15 protein-coding genes and 2 tRNA genes are annotated in these 19,016 nt (G+C 49.2%); 15 read left to right on the top strand and 2 right to left on the bottom strand.

Annotation, left to right across the window (positions count from 1 at the left end; all coding sequences use genetic code 11):
• A tRNA-Leu gene (locus JW814_05280) sits at positions 1 to 84 on the bottom strand.
• Positions 85 to 379: 295 nt separating this feature from the next.
• On the opposite strand from JW814_05280, the gene smpB reads away from it, so the two are divergent.
• From smpB to prmC, 11 genes are all read left to right on the top strand, one after another.
• Positions 380 to 838 carry an SsrA-binding protein SmpB gene (smpB, locus tag JW814_05275; protein MBN2070851.1) on the top strand — a complete coding sequence of 153 codons (459 nt, stop codon included), beginning with the start codon at positions 380 to 382 and terminating at the stop codon, positions 836 to 838.
• Positions 839 to 850: 12 nt separating this feature from the next.
• The gene (locus JW814_05270; GenBank protein ID MBN2070850.1) at positions 851 to 2,446 is read left to right on the top strand and encodes an N-acetylmuramoyl-L-alanine amidase; all 1,596 of its coding nucleotides are present in this window, start codon (positions 851 to 853) and stop codon (positions 2,444 to 2,446) included.
• Positions 2,447 to 2,533: 87 nt separating this feature from the next.
• A complete protein-coding gene (locus JW814_05265; protein ID MBN2070849.1) occupies positions 2,534 to 3,088 on the top strand; it encodes a GerMN domain-containing protein in 555 nt (184 codons plus the stop codon).
• A 28-nt stretch (positions 3,089 to 3,116) separates the two neighbouring features.
• Complete coding sequence (locus JW814_05260; GenBank protein MBN2070848.1) at positions 3,117 to 3,959, top strand: glutamate racemase; 843 nt, start codon at positions 3,117 to 3,119, stop codon at positions 3,957 to 3,959.
• Positions 3,949 to 4,656, top strand: coding sequence for a ribonuclease PH (rph, locus tag JW814_05255; GenBank protein MBN2070847.1), 708 nt, complete (start codon positions 3,949 to 3,951; stop codon positions 4,654 to 4,656). Before JW814_05260 ends, rph begins: the two co-directional genes overlap by 11 nt.
• Positions 4,653 to 5,282, top strand: coding sequence for an RdgB/HAM1 family non-canonical purine NTP pyrophosphatase (rdgB, locus tag JW814_05250; protein MBN2070846.1), 630 nt, complete (start codon positions 4,653 to 4,655; stop codon positions 5,280 to 5,282). The genes rph and rdgB overlap by 4 nt, the downstream gene beginning before the upstream one ends.
• Positions 5,283 to 5,404: 122 nt before the next feature.
• Entirely contained in the window at positions 5,405 to 6,325 is a 921-nt protein-coding gene (locus JW814_05245) for an ATP-binding cassette domain-containing protein (protein MBN2070845.1), read from the top strand.
• Positions 6,300 to 7,577 carry an ABC transporter permease gene (locus JW814_05240; protein MBN2070844.1) on the top strand — a complete coding sequence of 426 codons (1,278 nt, stop codon included), beginning with the start codon at positions 6,300 to 6,302 and terminating at the stop codon, positions 7,575 to 7,577. Before JW814_05245 ends, JW814_05240 begins: the two co-directional genes overlap by 26 nt.
• A 198-nt stretch (positions 7,578 to 7,775) precedes the next feature.
• Positions 7,776 to 8,771 (top strand): radical SAM protein, encoded by a 996-nt coding sequence (locus JW814_05235; protein MBN2070843.1) that lies wholly within the window; start codon positions 7,776 to 7,778, stop codon positions 8,769 to 8,771.
• Between the two features lie 17 nt (positions 8,772 to 8,788).
• On the top strand, positions 8,789 to 9,886 hold the full coding sequence (locus JW814_05230; protein MBN2070842.1) for a glycosyltransferase family 4 protein: 1,098 nt from the start codon (positions 8,789 to 8,791) through the stop codon (positions 9,884 to 9,886).
• Positions 9,887 to 9,907: 21 nt separating this feature from the next.
• Positions 9,908 to 10,759, top strand: coding sequence for a peptide chain release factor N(5)-glutamine methyltransferase (prmC, locus tag JW814_05225; GenBank protein MBN2070841.1), 852 nt, complete (start codon positions 9,908 to 9,910; stop codon positions 10,757 to 10,759).
• 83 nt (positions 10,760 to 10,842) lie between these two features.
• Here the strand turns inward: prmC and JW814_05220 are convergent, their stop codons facing one another.
• Positions 10,843 to 11,466, bottom strand: a complete 624-nt coding sequence (locus JW814_05220) for an outer membrane beta-barrel protein (GenBank protein ID MBN2070840.1) — start codon at positions 11,464 to 11,466, stop codon at positions 10,843 to 10,845.
• 208 nt (positions 11,467 to 11,674) lie between these two features.
• On the opposite strand from JW814_05220, the gene JW814_05215 reads away from it, so the two are divergent.
• The 4 genes from JW814_05215 to JW814_05200 all read left to right on the top strand — a co-directional run.
• Complete coding sequence (locus tag JW814_05215; GenBank protein ID MBN2070839.1) at positions 11,675 to 12,910, top strand: glycosyltransferase family 4 protein; 1,236 nt, start codon at positions 11,675 to 11,677, stop codon at positions 12,908 to 12,910.
• A gap of 51 nt (positions 12,911 to 12,961) precedes the next feature.
• Positions 12,962 to 13,039: transfer RNA gene (locus JW814_05210), tRNA-Pro, on the top strand.
• A 442-nt stretch (positions 13,040 to 13,481) separates the two neighbouring features.
• The gene (locus tag JW814_05205; GenBank protein ID MBN2070838.1) at positions 13,482 to 16,355 is read left to right on the top strand and encodes a T9SS type A sorting domain-containing protein; all 2,874 of its coding nucleotides are present in this window, start codon (positions 13,482 to 13,484) and stop codon (positions 16,353 to 16,355) included.
• A gap of 313 nt (positions 16,356 to 16,668) precedes the next feature.
• The coding region (locus tag JW814_05200) for a hypothetical protein (protein MBN2070837.1) at positions 16,669 to 19,016 on the top strand (2,348 nt) is incomplete at its 3' end.

Here is a 19,016-nt window from a genome sequence, read left to right as displayed (position 1 = left end):
TGCCTGAGGGGGGAGTCGAACCCCCACGGAGTTACCCCCACTGCGCCCTGAACGCAGCGCGTCTACCAGTTCCACCACTCAGGCATAGTCATAATAATTTCAGATAATTACAATAATTAACCGACCCCCTTTTGTCAAGGCGGGAAAAAGTCGTTATTATTTCCCGCCTCTCTCTGATCGACCTGGCCGCGAGGGTCGCCGGCCATAGTCCACGGATGCTTAAAATACCTGTTTTTACTTGATAATAAGCCTTCTCTCTGGTAGTTTTCGCCTGTCGACCGTCCGGTCTTCCACCCGCGCTGGACTATCAGCGGGGATGTGGTTTTATTGTTTTTTCGCGGGGGGGATATTTCCCGGTGGCCAGGGTGTATCAGATATCATGAAGATCGTTTGCACGAACAGGAAGGCGAGGCATGATTACACTATCATCGAGACGATGGAAGCGGGCGTCGTCCTGACCGGTACGGAAGTCAAGTCTCTAAGGGCGGGAAGCGCTCATCTGAAGGATTCGTACGCTTCGATCGAAAACGAGGAAATATTTCTTTTCAACGCGCATATCAGTCCGTATAAACAGGGCAACCGGTACAATCATGAGCCGACCAGGACGAGAAAACTGCTCATGCATGCCAAGGAGATCAAGCGCCTGCTCGGCAAGACAAGAGAAAAAGGGCTTACGATCGTCCCCCTGAAGATATATTTCAACGATGCGGGAAGGATAAAGGTGGAGATCGGGCTGGCCAAGGGGAAAAGGGCTTACGATAAAAGGCGTACTATCGCCGACAGGGACGCTAAAAGAGAACTGGCAAGGGCGCTGAAAGACAAGAATCGTGAAAGGTAGGCTGAGGCTGCTGTGGTTCGTGGAAATCAATATTACTTCCTGACACTTCTTGTCGCCACGATTTTTGCCGCTTTCTTCGTCGTTGGGGGCAGTTCCTCCGCGCAGACCTCAAGGAGCGAAGCGGAGAGGGTCCTCGGAGTCGTCTACGCCGACGGGCGCCAGACAGAGGATATCGATCTCCTTAAACTTGAAGCGGAGAGCGAAGAACTTTTTATATCGGGGTATTCGCTGGCGCGCGTCTTCAAGGCCACCAGGCACTGGAACCCCGGGGCGCGCAAGCTTCTTCTCAGCATTTCAGGACACAGGTTCATGTTCACCGTAGATACGCGGGTAGTGATCGTCGACGATCACCCCGTGATGATGAGAATGCCCGTCAGGTACGACAACGGACTTGTAATGATCCCGATAGAATTCATTTCGGGGATCCTCGCCCCCCGTTCCGGTGAAAAGATCGAGCTTGACGCGGAAAGGCTCGTTCTGACTATAGGTTCGCCGGAGTACAATGTTACGGGGCTTGAGTTCATCGATGAGGAAAACTGGTCGAAAGCGGTCCTCGATCTGACCGAGGAACTTCTCTATCATGTCGACAGCGAAACGCCCGGGCTCCTGAGGGTGAAGATCTACGGCGGGAAACTCAACTCTCTTAAATTTTCGGCCACTTCGGGAAAAGGACTCTTCAACAGGATAAGGGCGGAACAGACCGAGCATGATGCTTATCTCTTCTTCGACGTGAAGAGATCGGCGGCAAGATTCAGGGTGGAATTCCTTGAAAACAGGGAAGAGGACGATACGGGTAAAAAACTCATCATATACCTTGAAAAGACGAAACTGCCAGAGATCCCCGATCCCGATTACGCGGGGATGAAGATGACGGAGATCCTCGACAGGAAAAAAGCCCTTATCGGCAGGATCTCGAAGATCGCTATCGACCCGGGGCACGGTGGGATAGACAAAGGGAAGGTAAGCCCATCTGGACTGAACGAAAAAGATATAAACCTCGAGTACTCGATGATCCTGCGAGACAGGTTGATCGAGGAACTCGGCGTAGAGGTGATCCTCACCAGGACCGAGGATATTCTTATCCCTCTGAGCCGCAGAGCTGAGATCGCCAACTCGGAAGGAGCCGACCTCTTCATCAGCATCCATTGCAACGGATGGTTCCATCCCGACGCGGGAGGGTTCGAGACATTTTTCCTCGCACCGGCGCGCAGCGAAGATGATCTACGGCTCGCCGAAGAGGAAAACGCCTCGGTAAAATTCGAAAACCCCGAATTACAGCCGAAAGAGCTTGAAGAACTCGACTTCATACTCTGGGACATGGTCCAGAATGAATTCATCAGCGAGAGCAGCGAACTTGCCGAGCTGATACAGAAAGAGATGAGCACCCTCGTAGACATAAGGAACAGGGGCGTAAAACAGGCAGGCCTGCTCGTCCTCAGAGGCCTCAGGATGCCCGCGGTACTTGTCGAGGTGGCTTTTCTCTCGAACCCCGAGGAAGAAGAGCTTTTGCAGGATCCGCTCTTCAAGGCGAGGGTTGTCGAAGGAATAGTCAAGGCTGTCGGCCGTCTGCAGGAGAAATATACTGAAAATGCCAGTGCCTTGAGATGATCGTTTCCCTTGAGCGGGGACAGAGGCGAATAGCATCGTCAGCGAAGACAGGTATCACGGTGTGACCCTCGGTGAAAGGCAAGAGATATCATTTCGACCAGGAAAATAATAATAATCGCCCTGATAGCCGCCGTAGTCGCGGCAGGGTTCTTTCTGACAGGGAAATGGGACCGGCTGAGCCGGTCGCAGAAACTTCCCAGCCCTCTGGCAGTACCTGAGGAGACGAGAAGCGTCACTCTCTTCTTCGCGGGAAAAGACGCGAGCGGGCTTCTTTCGGAGACGAGGGAGATAGCCGTCGGAGAGGGGCTTGAGGAACAGGTCAGGGGAGTGATAAGAGCGCTGGCCGCTGGTCCGGAGAGTGGAGATATGGTCTCGGCGCTTCCTGAAGGCACCGACGTGATCGCCGTGTTCTGGGTGGAGGAGACGAGGACGATCTTCCTCGACTTCAACAGGAACCTGGTATCAGGCCATCCTGGCGGGGGAGTCAGTGAATATTATACGATCGTGATGATCCTTCGCACGATCGGCTCGAATTTTCCACAGATCAGAAAACTGCAATTTCTTGTCGATGGATATCCGGTGGAAACGATCTCCGGCCATTATGACACGAGAAAACCTCTCGACCTGTTGAGCTGGCGATGATCGCCGGCAGATGGAAGACTGGGCCGTAATGAACGATGAGAGAAAAAAAGCTATCGGTGTATTCGATTCAGGAGTCGGTGGATTGACGGTAGTCCACGAGATTATGAAACGGCTTCCAGGCGAAACGATAGTCTATTTCGGGGATACGGCGCGCGTCCCGTACGGATCGAAGAGCCCCGATACTGTCAGAAGGTTTGCCAGCGAAAACATAGAATTCCTCAAGACAAAAGATGTCAAACTACTAGTGGTGGCGTGCAATACGGCATCATCGATCGCGCTACCCGGGCTCAGGGAAAAAGAGGATATTCCGATCACGGGAGTGCTCCTTCCCGGCGCGAGAGCGGCGGCCCGGGCTACGCGGAACAAAAGGATAGCAGTCATAGGAACGGCTGCGACGATAAGGTCGAGGGCTTATGAACAAGCCATCTACGATATCGATCCTTCTCTCGAGATACGTTCCCACCCCTGTCCCCTGCTCGTGTCCCTCGCGGAGGAAGGCTGGCTCGAGGACGAAGTGACCGAGATGGTCATACGCAGGTATCTGCGGCCTCTTGCCGGTTTCAAAGCGGACACGCTCGTTCTCGGATGCACCCATTATCCTCTTCTCAGGAATGTGATATCGAAAGTCGCCGGAGAGTCGGTAGTCCTCGTCGATTCCGCCTCCGAGACGGCGATCGAGATAGAAAAGACGCTGAGGGAAAGAGATCTTCTCAATGACGCCGAAGGCGAAGGCGCCTTCGAATGTTTTGTAAGCGATACTCCTTATCTTTTCAAGGAAGTAGGAGAAAAATTCCTGGGAAAACCGATAGGCAGGGTCGAACACGTTGGAAAAGAATCGGACGGTAAAGGATGGCGGACAGATGGCGGTTGAAAAAAAGAGAAAAAGCAATGAGCTGAGGGAACTCAAAGCGACTGTGAATTATATAGGCGGAGCGTACGGGTCGGTCCTTATCGAGATGGGCAGGACGAGGGTGATCTGCGTGGCGACGGTCGAAAACTCCGTGCCGTCGTTTCTCCGTGGGACGGGTAAGGGATGGATCACCGCGGAATACGGGATGCTTCCAAGGTCGAGCCCGGAGAGGATCCAGAGGGAATCGGCGAAGGGAAAGATGAAGGGGCGGACGCATGAGATCCAGAGGTTGATCGGACGTTCGATCCGAGCCGTCATCGATCTCGAGTCTCTTGGAGAGAGGACGATCATAGTCGATTGCGACGTCATCGAAGCCGATGGCGGTACGAGGACAGCGTCGATCAATGGCGGGTTTATCGCGGTGGCCCGAGCCCTCGAAAAGCTCCAACTGGAAAAAAAGGTTATAAAGGGCCATGTGGCGGCGGTAAGCGTCGGGATGAAAGGCGGAAAGGTAAAGCTCGATCTCGACTACAAACTCGATTCCACCGCCGATGTCGATATGAATGTCGTGATGAACGACAAAGGGGAATATATAGAAGTGCAGGGGACCGCCGAGGGAGAAGCATTTTCAGAGGAGGAGCTTCAGAAGATGCTTGTATCGGCAAAAGCGGGGATAAGGAAGATAGTAAGATTTCAGAAAAAGGTGCTGACCGGCTGATGAAAATAGTAGTCGGGACAAGGAACGTTGGAAAGATCAGGGAGATCCGCTCGATCCTCTCAGATACCGATGTCGAGCTCGTATCCCTCGAGGATTTTCCTCCTTTCGAGGCGCCGGCGGAGGATGGAAAGAGCTTTTATGAAAACGCGCTGATAAAAGCAAAGGCCGCGCACGCCGCTACAGGCCTGCCAGCCCTTGCTGACGATTCGGGGATCGAGGTCGATGCCCTTGGCCTCAGGCCTGGGATAGAGTCGGCGCGCTACGGAGGAGAGGGACTGAGCGACGAAGAGCGTTCAAGGCTTCTTCTCGGAGAGCTCGAAGGAAAGACCGGCAGCGAGAGATCGGCGAGGTTCAGATGCGTGATGGTCCTTTATCCCGCTCCGGGGACGAATGACAGGGTGCTGGTGACCGAAGGGATACTCGAGGGCATGATCGCCGCCGAACCGGCAGGTTCGAACGGGTTCGGGTACGACCCCGTCTTTCTTATCCCCGCCGAGGGGATGACGGCTGCTGAGATCGGGCCGGAGAGGAAGAACAGGATCAGCCACAGGTACAGGGCGCTGATAGAGATGAAGGGGCTTATCGAATTCGGTCTCCAGGGCGGGGAGAAGCGGGACGGCGAATAAAAAGATCTTTCCATCGTCAGGGAAGATATCGAATAAAGAATATCGACTGTTGTATATATATCGGTATCTGCCGGGATGGAAGGGCAGATACGGGCAGAGTCAAACAGAGAGAGGGAGGAGAGATTTTGCTTTCGATAGAGAATGTCACAAAGAGGTACGACGGGCATACCGCGGTCGACGATCTTTCGCTTCTGATAGAACCGGGGGGGATATACGGGCTTCTTGGCCCGAACGGAGCGGGAAAAACGACGACGATAAGGATGATAATGAATATCATCCAGCCCGATGAAGGAAAGATCAACCTTTTCGACGCCCCCCTTAACGAAAAAGCGAAAGAAAAGATCGGGTATCTTCCTGAGGAAAGAGGGATGTACAGAAAGATGAAAGTCCTGGACCACCTCATCTTTCTCGGAGAGATAAAGGGGATCAAAAGATCGATAGCTGAAAAAAGGGCGAACGAATGGCTTGAAAAGGTCGAACTGGGCGAATGGAGCGACAAGACGGTCGAATCGCTTTCAAAAGGGATGCAGCAGAAGATCCAGTTCATATCGACTATACTTCACGATCCGCAGCTCGTGATACTCGATGAACCGTTCTCGGGGCTCGATCCGATCAACACGCAGATCCTCAAGGATATCATAATCAGCATGAAGAACGACGGCAGGACAGTCGTCCTTTCGACCCACCTGATGGACCAGGTCGAGAAACTGTGCGAGAGGATATGCCTTATTAACAAGGGCAGAAAGGTGCTCGAAGGCAGGTTGAGCGATATCAAGATGAAGTTCAGCAAGAATATGGTCTCAATGAGATTTTCCGGAGATAAGAACCTTCTGGAAAAGCACCCCGATGTCGAGAAGATCGCCGAATTCGGCCAGGACCTGACCCTGAATCTGAAGGACGGAGCCGATCCGAACAGGATACTCGGTTTCGCGGTGGAAAACGGGCAGGTCGTGAAGTATGAGATAGGGGAGATATCCCTGCACGATATTTTCATAATGAAAGTCAAGGAGAGGGGTGGTGAGCTCGATGAACAAGATGCTTAAGGTAATCAAGAGGGAATACCTCGAAAGAGTGAAGAAAAAGAGCTTTCTGATCGGAACGATACTCGGCCCCCTCCTTATGGGAGGGATAATTTTCGCGCCGATGATGTTCATGAAATTCACTCCGGAGACAGAGGTCAAGATCGCCGTCATCGACCAGAGCGGAGTGATATACGGCGAACTTGAATCGGCACTCACCGACACACTCTCCGACGGAAGCGCGAAATACAGGCTGCGGGAGATCAAAAGCAACGGGTTGGAGATCGAAAGCATCAAAAAAGGATTGAACCAGGAGATCGAAAGCGACGCGATCGACGGGTACCTCATCCTTCCGAGCGATGTGATAAGCGAAAGCAAAGCGACGTTTTTCGGCAAAAGGCTCGGCAACCTCAAGACGATGGAAAAGTTCGAATCAGTCATAGACAACGTGGTGATAAGCGAGAGGTTGAAAAGGGAGGGACTTCGGTACGATATCGTCGGCAAGCTCGTCAGGGAAGTAAAGATCGAGATGATCCAGGTCAAGGAAGGACAGGAAGAGACGGGCAAGGGGTTCGATTCGATCTTCATGTCGACGATGGTCTTTATCATGATGCTCTACATGTCGATCCTGATGTGGGGGATCGCCGTGCAGAGAAGCGTAATAGAAGAGAAGAACAACAGGGTCATCGAAGTGATGCTGTCATCGCTGAGGCCGATCGATCTTCTTATAGGCAAGATCATCGGAGTCGGCGCCGTAGGCTTGACGCAGTACCTGATCTGGGTGACGTGCGCCATCGCCCTGGCGCTCTACGGCCTGAGCCTCGGAGGCCCGGTCGCCGAAGTCGCCGCGAGTCTCTCGCCCGCGACCCTCGGATATTTTATCGTGTTTTATCTTCTCGGGTTCTTTTTCTACGCGACGATGTTCGCCGGGGTCGGGTCGGTGTGCAATACCGACCAGGAGGCCCAGCAGCTTCAGCAACCGATAGTCCTCTGCCTCGTTTTTACGATCATCATACCGATGATGATAATTCAGACCCCCGACGGATTGTTCGCAACGGTGCTCAGCATGATACCGCTGTTCGCCCCTATCGTCATGTTCATGAGGATAAATATTCTTACTCCTCCCGCCTGGCAGATCGTCCTCAGCATCCTTATAATGATAGGGAGTATTTATATATCAGCATTGATCTCGGCGAAGATATTCAGGATCGGGATACTGATGTATGGAAAACGCCCCGATGTCAGGGAGATCTTCAAATGGATGAGGAGAGCGTGAGCAAGATGGCAGGGAAGGGCCCGGCGGCGATTGTCATAAATATTGCTAGGTTTTTAACGGGAGGGTACGCATAGACCGGCCGGGCCGTGGCGCCGGAGAGGCGGCGAGAGCCCGGCAAAAAGGTATTTACAGGCATCCCCCGCGGTGACATCTGCCTGTCACGCGGGAATACTGCCGGAAAAGGGCGCGGAAACCGCGATGGAATGCGCGATCATAACTACGTACAGGTGCAACGCGAGATGCCAGATGTGCAACGCCTGGCAGAATCCGAGCAGGGCTTCCGAAGAGTTCGACCCGGAGATCCTCAACAAGATCCCCGGCGGCATGCAGCGGCTGAATATTACCGGCGGCGAGCCGATGATCCGCGGCGATATACACCGGATCGTAGAGATCCTAGACACGAAATCGGAGAGGCTCGAGATCAGCACCAACGGATTCTTCTATGACAGGATCATCGATATAGCGAAGGATTTTCACGATATAACGATACGGGTCAGCATCGAAGGGCTTCCCGCTCTCAACGACAGGCTTCGCGGAATAGAGGATGGGTTCGACAGGGCTTTGAGGGCGGTGCTGAGGCTCAAGCAGCTCGGCCTGAAAGACGTGGGGTTCGCCATGACGATCTCGGGGGACAACTGCCGCGACCTGCTCGACCTCTATTCGCTCGTCGCCTCGATGGGGGTCGAATTCGCAAACGCCGTCGTACACAATTCGTTCTATTTCTTTAAGGAAGACAACAGGATCGAGAACAGGAGCGAGGTCGAGGAATCGATGCGCCAGTTTATCGAGGCGCTTCTTTCCTCTCCAAGAGCGAAGCTCAAAAAAAGGGTGAAAGACTGGTTCAGGGCTTATCTCAACCTCGGGCTTCTAGGGCATGTGCAGGGAAAGACAAGGCCGATACCATGCAACGCGGGAACAGATACTTTCTTCCTTGATCCATGGGGACGGGTCCTCGCATGCAACGGGTCGTTCGAACCATGGGTGATGGGAGACCTGAAGACGCAATCGTTCGAAGAGATATGGAACAGCAGGCAGGCCGAGGAAGTAAGAAAGAAAGTCGCCTCGTGCAAGCGCAACTGCTGGATGACCGGAACGGCCGTTCCGGCGATGAGACGAAACCCCCTGAAGCCGATATTATGGGTCGCCAGAAACAAACTGAGGGTGATGCAGGGAAAACCGGCATCCCTTGAGTAGATAACCGGAGTCGATTGATGAAGATCGCGATCCTCGGCATAAAAGGGGTCCCCGGCCGGCATGGAGTGGAGGTCGTCGTCGATTCACTGCTTCCCCACCTGTCGAAGCTCGGCCACGAGATCACCGTTTACGGATATGATTCCTATTGCAGCGGCGCCGGCGATTATCGCGGCGCCAGGGTGATACCGGTCCCAGGCAGCAGGAGGAAAGCGCTTGAGATGATATCCCATATGTGGAACGCCTCGATGAAGACCCGCCGGGAGGATTTTGACATAATCCACATCCACAGCGTCGACCCCGCTATCCTCGCCTGTCTGCCGCGTTCGAGGTTCGGAGTGATCGCTACTTCCCACGGGCAGGCATACATAAGGAAAAAATGGGGCCCCCTGCCAAAGACCCTTTCGAAGCTCGCGGAAAAGGCTTTCATCAGGATCCCGAAGGTGAGGACCTCCGTATCTAAACCACTGGCTGATTATTATAATCTCAGGTACCAGAGCGATGTGATCCATATTCCCAACGGGATCGAGATAAGGGAAAAGCCCGATCCATCCTGCCTTGAGAAGTGGTCTCTAAATGAGGCGGAGTTCTTTTTCTGCTCGGCAGGAAGGATAGAGAAGACGAAGGGGCTTTCCACATTGATGGAAGGGTACAGGATCCTCGGCACCGATATCCCGCTTGTAATAGCGGGAGGGGGTGAAGCGACCGATCACGAATATTTCGAGCAGCTGAGGAAGGAAGCTCCCGGCAATGTAATATTCACGGGATTTCTCAGGGGAGACGAATTCTTCGCGCTGTACGCCCACGCGAGGGTATTCATCTTCCCATCGGAGTACGAGGCTATGTCGATCGCCTTGCTCGAGGGGCTCGCTTACGGTACGCCGACGGTCTACAGCGACATTCCGGAGAACGAAGCGGTCGCGGCGGGTATAGGATATTCTTTCAGGGTCTCAGATCCTGCTGATCTGGCGGAAAAACTTGAATATGTTCTCCTGCATCCGGAAGAGGCCCGCAAAAAGGGAGCAAAAGCTCTCGAAAAGGTGAAAGCTGACCACAGCTGGGAAGCGATCGCCAGGCAATATCACGAACTATATATGGCGATGGGTAATAAAGCCTGACAGGCGGCAGGGAGCGTCGATATGTATTCATGGCTGATCAAGATCTACCAGCGTCTCAGGGATGAAGGGTTCGAAGATCCGGTCAGGGAGATCATCAGGATAGCCGATATCGCGTCTGGCGGAAAGCTCGCCGATGCTTCTCCCGGTTTTCTCGAGAAATCGGGAGTGACGATAGACCAGCTTGTGGAGATGAGGAAAGAGGGAAAGCCGATCGAGTATATCCTTGGAGAGGCTCCGTTCATGGGAGTCAATTTCCATTGCGCTCCGGGCGCCCTGATCCCGAGGGCGGAGACAGAGATGCTTACGAAAAGATGTCTCGCCCTGATCGGGGAGATGCAGATTGAAAAGCCGGAGATCATCGTGGTGGAGATCGGAACGGGCAGCGGCAATATCGCGGTGTCGCTGGCTCTTCACACGTCGAACGCGAAGATACTGGCTTCTGATATAAGCCGGGAAGCTGTCGATGTCGCCGCGCGCAATGTCGAGAGATTCGGCGTGGGAGAAAAAGTGAAGCTCTTCTGTGGAAACCTTTTCGATCCGATAGATCGGGAAGGTGTCGAGGGAAAGGTCGATCTTGTAGTCTGCAACCCTCCGTACATACCGACCAGCTCGCTCGAGAAACTCGACTCCAGTATAACCGGTTTTGAACCGGTCGTAGCGCTCGACGCCGGAGCCTATGGCATCGATATATTCAGGCGCCTTCTCGCTGAATCTCCCGTTTATCTAAGGCCTGGGGGAGCGCTTGCCTTCGAGATCGGAGCGGGGCAGGACAAGATAGTGACAAGGTTGTTCAAAAAGAGCGGATTTTACGAAAAAATCAATACCGTCAGCGACGGCGACAAGATCAGGGTCTTCAGCGCGGTGCGGAAATAAGGGAAGACCCGTCGGCCGGAGCATAAAAAATCCCCGCGGCGGCTGCCGCGGGGATCGCAATCTCATCTGATAATTAACGCGGCCTAGAACTTGATCAGCGAATAATCCACGCGGGCCTGAAAATAACTGAAGCTGTCCCTGTCGGGGACCTTGAACATATGATATTCGATCTCGAACCCTATCCCGGTCGTCAGAAGGAACCAGTAGTCGAGGCCGATACCGATCGATCCTCCGGGACAATTGACTGAACTTCCTATCGGGCCGATCGCTCCCACATCGGGTGGAGATGGAATCGGCCGTCCGGCAAGTGAAGGAGCGGCGCGATATACTCCGCTTCCCGCCGAGACGTAAGCCTGGATCATCTGTGAAAAAGTGAAGTAATATTTGGCCTTCAGCGTGAAAGGTATTACAGAGAGCATTTCCTTGAAAGGATCGTCTTTTCCAAGCTCTTCGGCCGGAGTGTCGTAGTGGACGATGTCGTATCCGACGCCGAATCCCAGGCAGAGAGAGTTCGTGATCATCTTTCCCGCGTAGATATCAAGCCCGAAGAAACCGTTGCCTGTATCATCGACGAGAGCCTTGTTATACGAAGCGCCAAAATGAATAACAGCCTTGTCTGAATTCGCCTGGCCGAAAGCCGATCCTGTCAGCGCAAGGCAGAAAAACAGAAAGAGCGAAACCCCCGAGATAAAGCTTTTTTCCCTCAACGCCATCCTCCGTTCAGAGCGCCATAAATATCATAGTCATATACAATTTGTATAATAAACGCAGGCGGTATAGTCAAGCTGTTTATATGCCGCCCCGGCGGCTCCGGGTGCTCATTTTCTTTGATATCAATGCCGTATTGATGTAGATTCAGAGACCCCGGGCGTGGGTTTTCCCGGCGGGGCGGCAATTTTTCGAGGGAGTCGGTCGATGCGGATCCTGATGGTCCAGACATATCACTATTACAGGGGCGGCGATTCGACGTATATGTTCAATCTCTCCAGGCTCCTCGAGGAAAAGGGACACGAGGTGATCCATTTCGCCATGCGCCATCCGCAGAACATCGAATCGCCATATTCGGAATATTTTACCAGCGAGATCGATTTTCCATCCCTGCTTGCCGATTCCTCTCCCGCCGCGGCTCTTCGGGTCGTCTCCAGGTCTGTTTACAGCAGGGAGGCGAGGGAGAAGATAACGAAGCTGATCGAGGATAAAAGGCCAGATCTTGCCCATTTCCATAATATTCACGGGCACCTGACGACGTCTATCATACAGCCTCTCGTAAGAAGAAACATCCCGGTCGTCTGGACGCTGCACGACTATCGCCTCGTCTGCCCGAACACGACCTTTCTCCGGGGGGACGAGATATGCGAACTCTGCCTCCCGAAGCGGTACCTCAACTGCGTGACGCACAGGTGCAAGAAGGGGAGTCTTCCGGCGAGCGTCGTCGCGATGGCGACGACCCTATACGACAGGCTGTCGAGAGTCCCGGCGAGAGTAAACAGGTTCATCACTCCGAGCCGGTTCCTGATGGGGAAACTGATCGAGGGAAAGATCAGCAGGGAAAAGATCATAGCTATACCGAATTTCGTCGACGTGGAATCGTTCGATACGGGCAGGGAGAAAGATTATTTTCTCTATTTCGGGCGGCTTTCGCGTGAAAAGGGGATCGACCTGCTTATCGACGCGGCCGCTTCCCTGAAAAAGGGAAAGCTCAAGATCGCCGGCGAGGGCCCGCTCTCCGGGGAGCTTAAGAGATATGTCCAGGAAAAGGGCGCCGATGTCGAATTCCTCGGTTTTGTCACCGGTAGCGAGCTTCGGCGCCTTCTCGAGGAGTCGCAGTTTGTCGTCGTGCCGTCGAGATGGTACGAGAACCTTCCATTCTCGGTGATGGAATCGCTTGCCGCCGGGAAGGCGGTAGTAGCTGCCGATATCGGGGGGATACCGGAGATGGTCGAGGAAGGTGTCAACGGGCTTCTCTTTCCAGCGGGGGACACGGAGAAACTGCGCGAGTGCCTCGGCAGGATGATCGATGATCCGGAGGCGCGCCGCGGCATGGGGGCTGCGGGAAGGAAAAAGGCGGAAGATCTCTACGGCCCGGCGGCGCACTACAAGCAGATCATCGGTCTCTATGAAGAAGTGAGCGCTGCGGCGAAGAAAAAATAAATCGCTATGATTTGAGCCCGGCTTTTTGTATATATAGACCTGTCTTCGGGTCGGGGTGTAGCGCAGTTCGGTTAGCGCGCCTGCTTTGGGAGCAGGAAGTCGCTGGTTCGAATCCAGTCACCCCGACCAGATATCTTCTAATAAAACAAGCAATTACACAAGCCAAGATTTGTTGGCCGATTTTCCTCCTTAGAAATGTCAACATAATGTCAACAAGAGAAGTCCTTTCAACTGAATTCGTTCCTCTACTTAGCTACTCCATTTAGGAAGCAATCTGGATCAATTTTTTAGTGAAGGTTGACCATGCAGATTGAGCGTGATGTAGGGGGGGTAGGCCCAGATTCGGCCCAAGGGGGTGGATCCTAGATATATGATCAATTCACAGCTCTTGCAAAAGCTGATAATGCTTAGATATGATTCAGGGAATTTCCTTATTTAAATGTGCTGAACAATTCTCCATATATTTAAACATCTAGCCGATTTGACAAAATCGATATCTTTTGCTACGCTCCTCAGTATTCAGTCCTAAAGCGTATAAACTAATTAATCCTTCGCTAGGATGGTTTTAACGATGAATCGTTATAATATCTCTCCAATAACTCGTTTTGGTGTTTTATGCATGGTACATATTGCATTATTTATTTTTACGTTACTACTATCACCTCAAAAATTGTATGCTGATTGCAGTCCCATTTCGAGCCATTTCTATAATGATTCTAATTATAGGAAGCCGCTGTTTTCATTAACTGATAATGGCTTCATGGCGAGAGGGGTAAGTAAGAATTATACAGGTTTGATTTCTATCTACTCCCCTGGTTCAACCTACCCATCGGGCTATGTTTCCTTTAGTGATGCCTATCCAAGCTATGTAGGCATCAACGATGCTGGGATAGTGATTGTCGTCTATATTAAAGAAGAAGACTTTAATAGATATATAAGATACTATAATGAGTTTGGATCGCCAGTATCAGATGAAATACCCTTTGCTTTACCAATTGTCCCCAACGGGAGATATAATATACATGGGTATTCTACCGATGCTATTGGAAATACTATAATGGTCTATGAACGAATTGTCACTGAGGGACCGATAGACCTTCTATGTAAATATATTGAACCAGATGGATCAATATTGGGTCCCACAATGATCGCGAGTAGGGAATATGGATCCAATATTTATTTTAGGGATATGGATGTTGATGCATCCGGAAACGGTAATTATATAATAGTATGGGGAGAGTTAGAGAGTAGGGGAGCTTATATACCAAGCTTGAATAGAATACGAGCTATTTCAAGTACTGGACTTAATTCGGTAGTTGTGAGCAACGGAATTGATGGAAGAGATGTCACGGGGCCTTTATTTCCATTTAATCGAAAAAACCATATATGTGCTTCTATTGATGATAATGGCAATTGGGCTGTTTCATACGTTACTATGGAAAACAAAATAGGGGCTGTTGTAAACGGGAATAAAATTGACGTGCTCATTGATGTGGGAGCCTGCCATAGTGAGGTGTTTGCGCATTCTCATAAGCATTGTCAAAGTCTAGACATTTCTAATCATAATGAAGACTTTTTATCTGTAGTTTGGAGTACATACTCTGAACAAACTAGATGTTATAAACCATGGATTGCGACTACCACCTGGGGAGGAGAGGTTATTTGTGAACCTCAATTAATATTTTATCTATACGATTGCGATCAGGATATTTATATTGAACAAAATGCATGTGGCCATGCGTATGCTTATGGCTGGTCAGAAAATGGTTATTCCGGCTATGTGGGTTCTATAGGGGGCCCATTTTGGTTTGAATGTTGGTTTCTTCAAGAGTTAATTGCAAATTTTAGTGTTTCACAAAATCCAGCAGGTAACTCGGTTGTCCAATTTCTTGATACTTCAACAGGCGATCCCGTATCTTGGTATTGGGATTTTGGTGATGGTAACAAAAGCAGAATTCAAAATCCTGTGCATACATACCCTGCAGGTTGTGATGCTAGTTGGGATGTTCGACTTGAAATTACAAATGAAACAGGTTGCTCAGATGAACAGACAGCAACCGTAAGCGTGTGGCCAAATGCTGCTAATCCTGCTCCCAAGGCAGTTTTAGTGAGAGGGTATGCTAGTAATAATACGGATCCGTTTATGATGGGTGATTTGCTTTGGAAGGCTGAAGAACTATTTTCGAACCGTGGGTGGGAGACCGTAATTGCTGAAGATCCAACAATCGGTGAATTGACAACTCTTCTTGAAGATCCATCCGTTAGTGGATTGTATATTGTAGCGCATGGTAAAACCGTATACGATATTAGCTACATTTCATTAAGAACCGAACAAAATAAAGAAGGACATTACAGCCCAATGGATTTGGCTCATGCAACAGGTGGGCGCCTAATGGATTTTGTTACGGTGATTGCATGTGATCAAGATAAGTCCCTGTGGGACTTTGCGTTTAACGTAGATCCTGATAATGTTACGATGCCATGGTATACAATTCCAATTTGGGGGTCTGCAATTATCCCAATTGAGAGAGTTGCGGCTACTTATCTATCTCATGGAATTAACCATACTGCTTGTGAAAATGATGAGCTAGAAATGGTGATGAATGAAAACTTAAAAACTTATCATGTATCTTTAGAATCTAATTGCGGTTCATTTCTTTCAACCCAGAATGGATTAACTGGAAGTGATCTATATCCAGTATATTCATGTGCAACTGAGACAGGGTTACTGGTCAATGGTGAATATACTGTGGATTCACCGGATGGAATGTTCTCTGTTAGTTTTATTTCGGAAGAAGCATACGAAGATTCCATCAGTTTGTCAGCGACCTACTTCGAAATAGTTCCAGATACACTGGTCTATAATGGTCCTGTTCCAATAGGTCGATATCTATACTACACAGCTATCATGGAAGATTCACTATTGGAATTAGGCAGCTATGAAGTCGAAATGCGATACACTAATGAAGATGTTTTAGCAGCGGGCATATTTTCTGAGAATCAACTTGATGTATATTGGCTTTCCGATGATTCAAGATTCATATTTGTCGACACCGTTCTTGATACCATTTTAAATTCTATTTCATTTTCAGTTCCAGGGAGTGGTATTGTTGGTATATATGCGAGTGCAACAACTGAGGATAATGTTGATATGCCGCTACACACAGATATACCAACGTTATATCAAAATTTCCCCAACCCTTTGAATCCCACAACAACGATTGAATACTTTTTGCCGAGCAGATGCTCTGTTCTGCTCCAGATATTTGATGTTTCTGGTAAACACATTGCGACATTGGTCAATGATTCCCAGGAAAATGGTTTTTACTCAATCGATTGGAATGGTAAGGATTTGAATGGCAGCTCTGTTAGCTCAGGAATATATATTTACAGACTAAAAGCCGGGAAAGAGACTCTATCGAAGAAAATGGTTCTTCTGAGATAATTGTTAATCTGAATCTGCAATCGATCTTCGAGTAAAGCAAGGGTGGGCCAGACCCAGATTAGCCCCTAGGGGGTGGAGCAGGCTAGTTATTGAAAACGACCGCCTTATTTGCCGTTATTTGCGATTTTTTTAACCCTTATCTTAGCTCTAAGTTTCTCCCCAAAGCCCTAGAACAGCCTTATAATGCCCTTTATGAGTCGTTTAAATGATGCTTTCGAGATGACTACTAAATAGGACATTTTTAACGGTTAACTTGATTCTGCGATTGGGTTCTGATACAATGGGCAACACGCGGTTTAACTAGGGGGAGACAATGAAAATTAACTCTTATTGGAATAGTGCCTTAATTCTGTTCTGCCTATCAATCTTGGTTTCATCAGCAAGTGCTAGATGGATTGATTATGGAATCCTTTTAGTTGAAGATGAAAGCCAGCAAGATATGCCAGTTCTGGTTGCCGATGGAGCTAGAGGAGCATATTTAGCCTGGTCTGATGGAAGAAGCGGGGTAGGAAATATTTATTCACAGCGAATTGATCATGAGGGAAATTTTTATTGGCAAAATGGTGGAGTTGCAATATGTCCTAGCGTGGAAGGCTGGCAAGGATATCCTCAAATAATCAATGATAACAGTGGTGGAGCGATTATTGTATGGAATGATTATAGAAACGGGCATTGGGATATTTTTGCTCAACGTATAGATAAAAACGGAATAATTCAGTGGCAATCTGATGGTGTACCGATATGTACAAGCGAAGGAGATGTGGATTCTGGATTCAGTTGTACTCAAGATGGCAGTGGAGGTGCAATAGTAGCATGGTGGGATCGTCGTGAAGGATCAGAGGTAAGACATATTTATGCTCAGAAAGTAAGCTTTAATGGTCATATAGAGTGGGAAGTAGATGGCATTCCAATATGCACCGTCGCAACACGTGTAAACCAGCCCGAAATTGTATCAGATGGTTATGGTGGGGCGATTATTATTTGGAGTGATAGTAGAACTACAACTGCTGTTTATGGGCAAAAAGTAAATGGAAATGGTGAAATTCAGTGGACTCTGGACGGTCTCTATATACCACTTTCATGGCCTTCAGATTATTACAAGGTAATTGCCGATGGAGCTGGTGGTGCATTCATAACTAGCAGAGGCGGAGTCACGGGCGATCTTGATACTTATACATCAAGAATAGATTCTGCTGGAACATTACTTTGGGAGGTGGACTGTTGTTCTATAACAGCAAATCAGCATCAATCTGTAATCGCCTTGGATGGAAATGATGGAGTCGTAGTTGTTTGGCGTGATACCAGAGAAGCCCCTTTAACTGGTGATATTTATGCGCAGAGGTTCGATGGACAAGGTGTTCCATTGTGGAGTACTAATGGAATTCCCATTTGCACCAACGTGGCAGAGCAAAAGGACCCACAAGTCGTTAATGATGGAGATGGGAATAGCATCGTTGTATGGCGTGATTCAAGAGACGGAATATATTCACTGTATACTCAAAAAATCAATTCTGATGGACAACCATACTGGGCTGTTGATGGTGTAACAATTTCCGGAACAGAAGAAAGAGCTCATTATCCAAAAATAATTTCAACAGAAGACAATGGTATTTATGTGACATGGTATACAAGTATCGATTATAGTACTGAAGAAAATGTTTACATTCAAAAATTTGGTGCTACTGGATACTGGGGTATTGTAGATCCAGCGATAGAATCAATCAATGATAACCCCTCTGATGAAGGAGGGATTCTCAGAATCTATCTTAGAGGATCAGACCATGACCAGGTAAATGTAAATGAATATCCGATATCGGGGTACAATGTTTGGAAGAGAATAGGACCTGCGTTATCTAGTGAATATGTGTCAGATGATACAAATATTACTCTTAAGTCTTCGCTGAATGTACAAGAAATACTTAATAGAGATAAACCTACATTATCTTATGAGCAAGCGACAGCGTTAGGGTTTCCTCCTGGTGATTGGGCATCCGTAGGATTTCATTCAGCGAAACAGGACATTGAGTATTGTCTTCTTGTACCTACAGACAATGACTCAACAGCATACGGAGCCCAGTGGAATGATTATGTAGTCACTGCACACACTGATGTCCCTAGTGTCTTCTTCATTTCACAAATTGATAGTGGTTATTCGGTTGATAACCTACCTCCGAGCATACCAACAAGCTTTGAGGGAGAGCAAATATCTTATCCGTCTGGGCTTAATCTCACCTGGGATGTTAATTCTGAAACTGATCTGTCTCATTACGAATTATTCCGGGGGACTTCCTATGGTTTTGAGCCAAATTCTGAAAATCGAATTGCTTCTACTGTTCAATCATATTTCTTTGACAACGAATGGTCTTCTACAAATGGGCAATACTACAAGCTTTGTGCTGTTGATAGACATGGAAATAGCAGTGAATATTGCCTCCTTATTCCAGAAGAGATTGTAGCTGCACTTTTAGAAAGCTCATCGATTAGTAGAGTGGGGTGTTCAATTAAAATCACATGGACTTTGTCATCTCCGGTTGAAATCAAAGATCTAGAAATTTCACGTTTAAACAACGAGAGTACTGATGTTGAAATACTGAATAATTCATCCATTACAAAGGAAGGATTAGTTTACTCATTTATCGATCATGGTGGAGTACCTGGCTG

This window comes from Candidatus Krumholzibacteriota bacterium, assembly GCA_016932415.1.
Classification (GTDB): domain Bacteria; phylum Krumholzibacteriota; class Krumholzibacteriia; order Krumholzibacteriales; family Krumholzibacteriaceae; genus Krumholzibacterium.
This window is presented reverse-complemented; position numbering and strand designations above follow the sequence as displayed.

What these genes read in the sequence shown, in the direction of transcription:
- smpB (MBN2070851.1), top strand. Translation starts at nt 380, where the DNA reads ATGAAGATCGTTTGCACGAACAGGAAGGCGAGGCATGATTACACTATC.
- JW814_05260 (MBN2070848.1), top strand. Translation starts at nt 3,117, where the DNA reads ATGAACGATGAGAGAAAAAAAGCTATCGGTGTATTCGATTCAGGAGTC.
- rph (MBN2070847.1), top strand. Translation starts at nt 3,949, where the DNA reads ATGGCGGTTGAAAAAAAGAGAAAAAGCAATGAGCTGAGGGAACTCAAA.
- JW814_05235 (MBN2070843.1), top strand. Translation starts at nt 7,776, where the DNA reads ATGGAATGCGCGATCATAACTACGTACAGGTGCAACGCGAGATGCCAG.
- JW814_05230 (MBN2070842.1), top strand. Translation starts at nt 8,789, where the DNA reads ATGAAGATCGCGATCCTCGGCATAAAAGGGGTCCCCGGCCGGCATGGA.
- prmC (MBN2070841.1), top strand. Translation starts at nt 9,908, where the DNA reads ATGTATTCATGGCTGATCAAGATCTACCAGCGTCTCAGGGATGAAGGG.
- JW814_05215 (MBN2070839.1), top strand. Translation starts at nt 11,675, where the DNA reads ATGCGGATCCTGATGGTCCAGACATATCACTATTACAGGGGCGGCGAT.
- JW814_05205 (MBN2070838.1), top strand. Translation starts at nt 13,482, where the DNA reads ATGAATCGTTATAATATCTCTCCAATAACTCGTTTTGGTGTTTTATGC.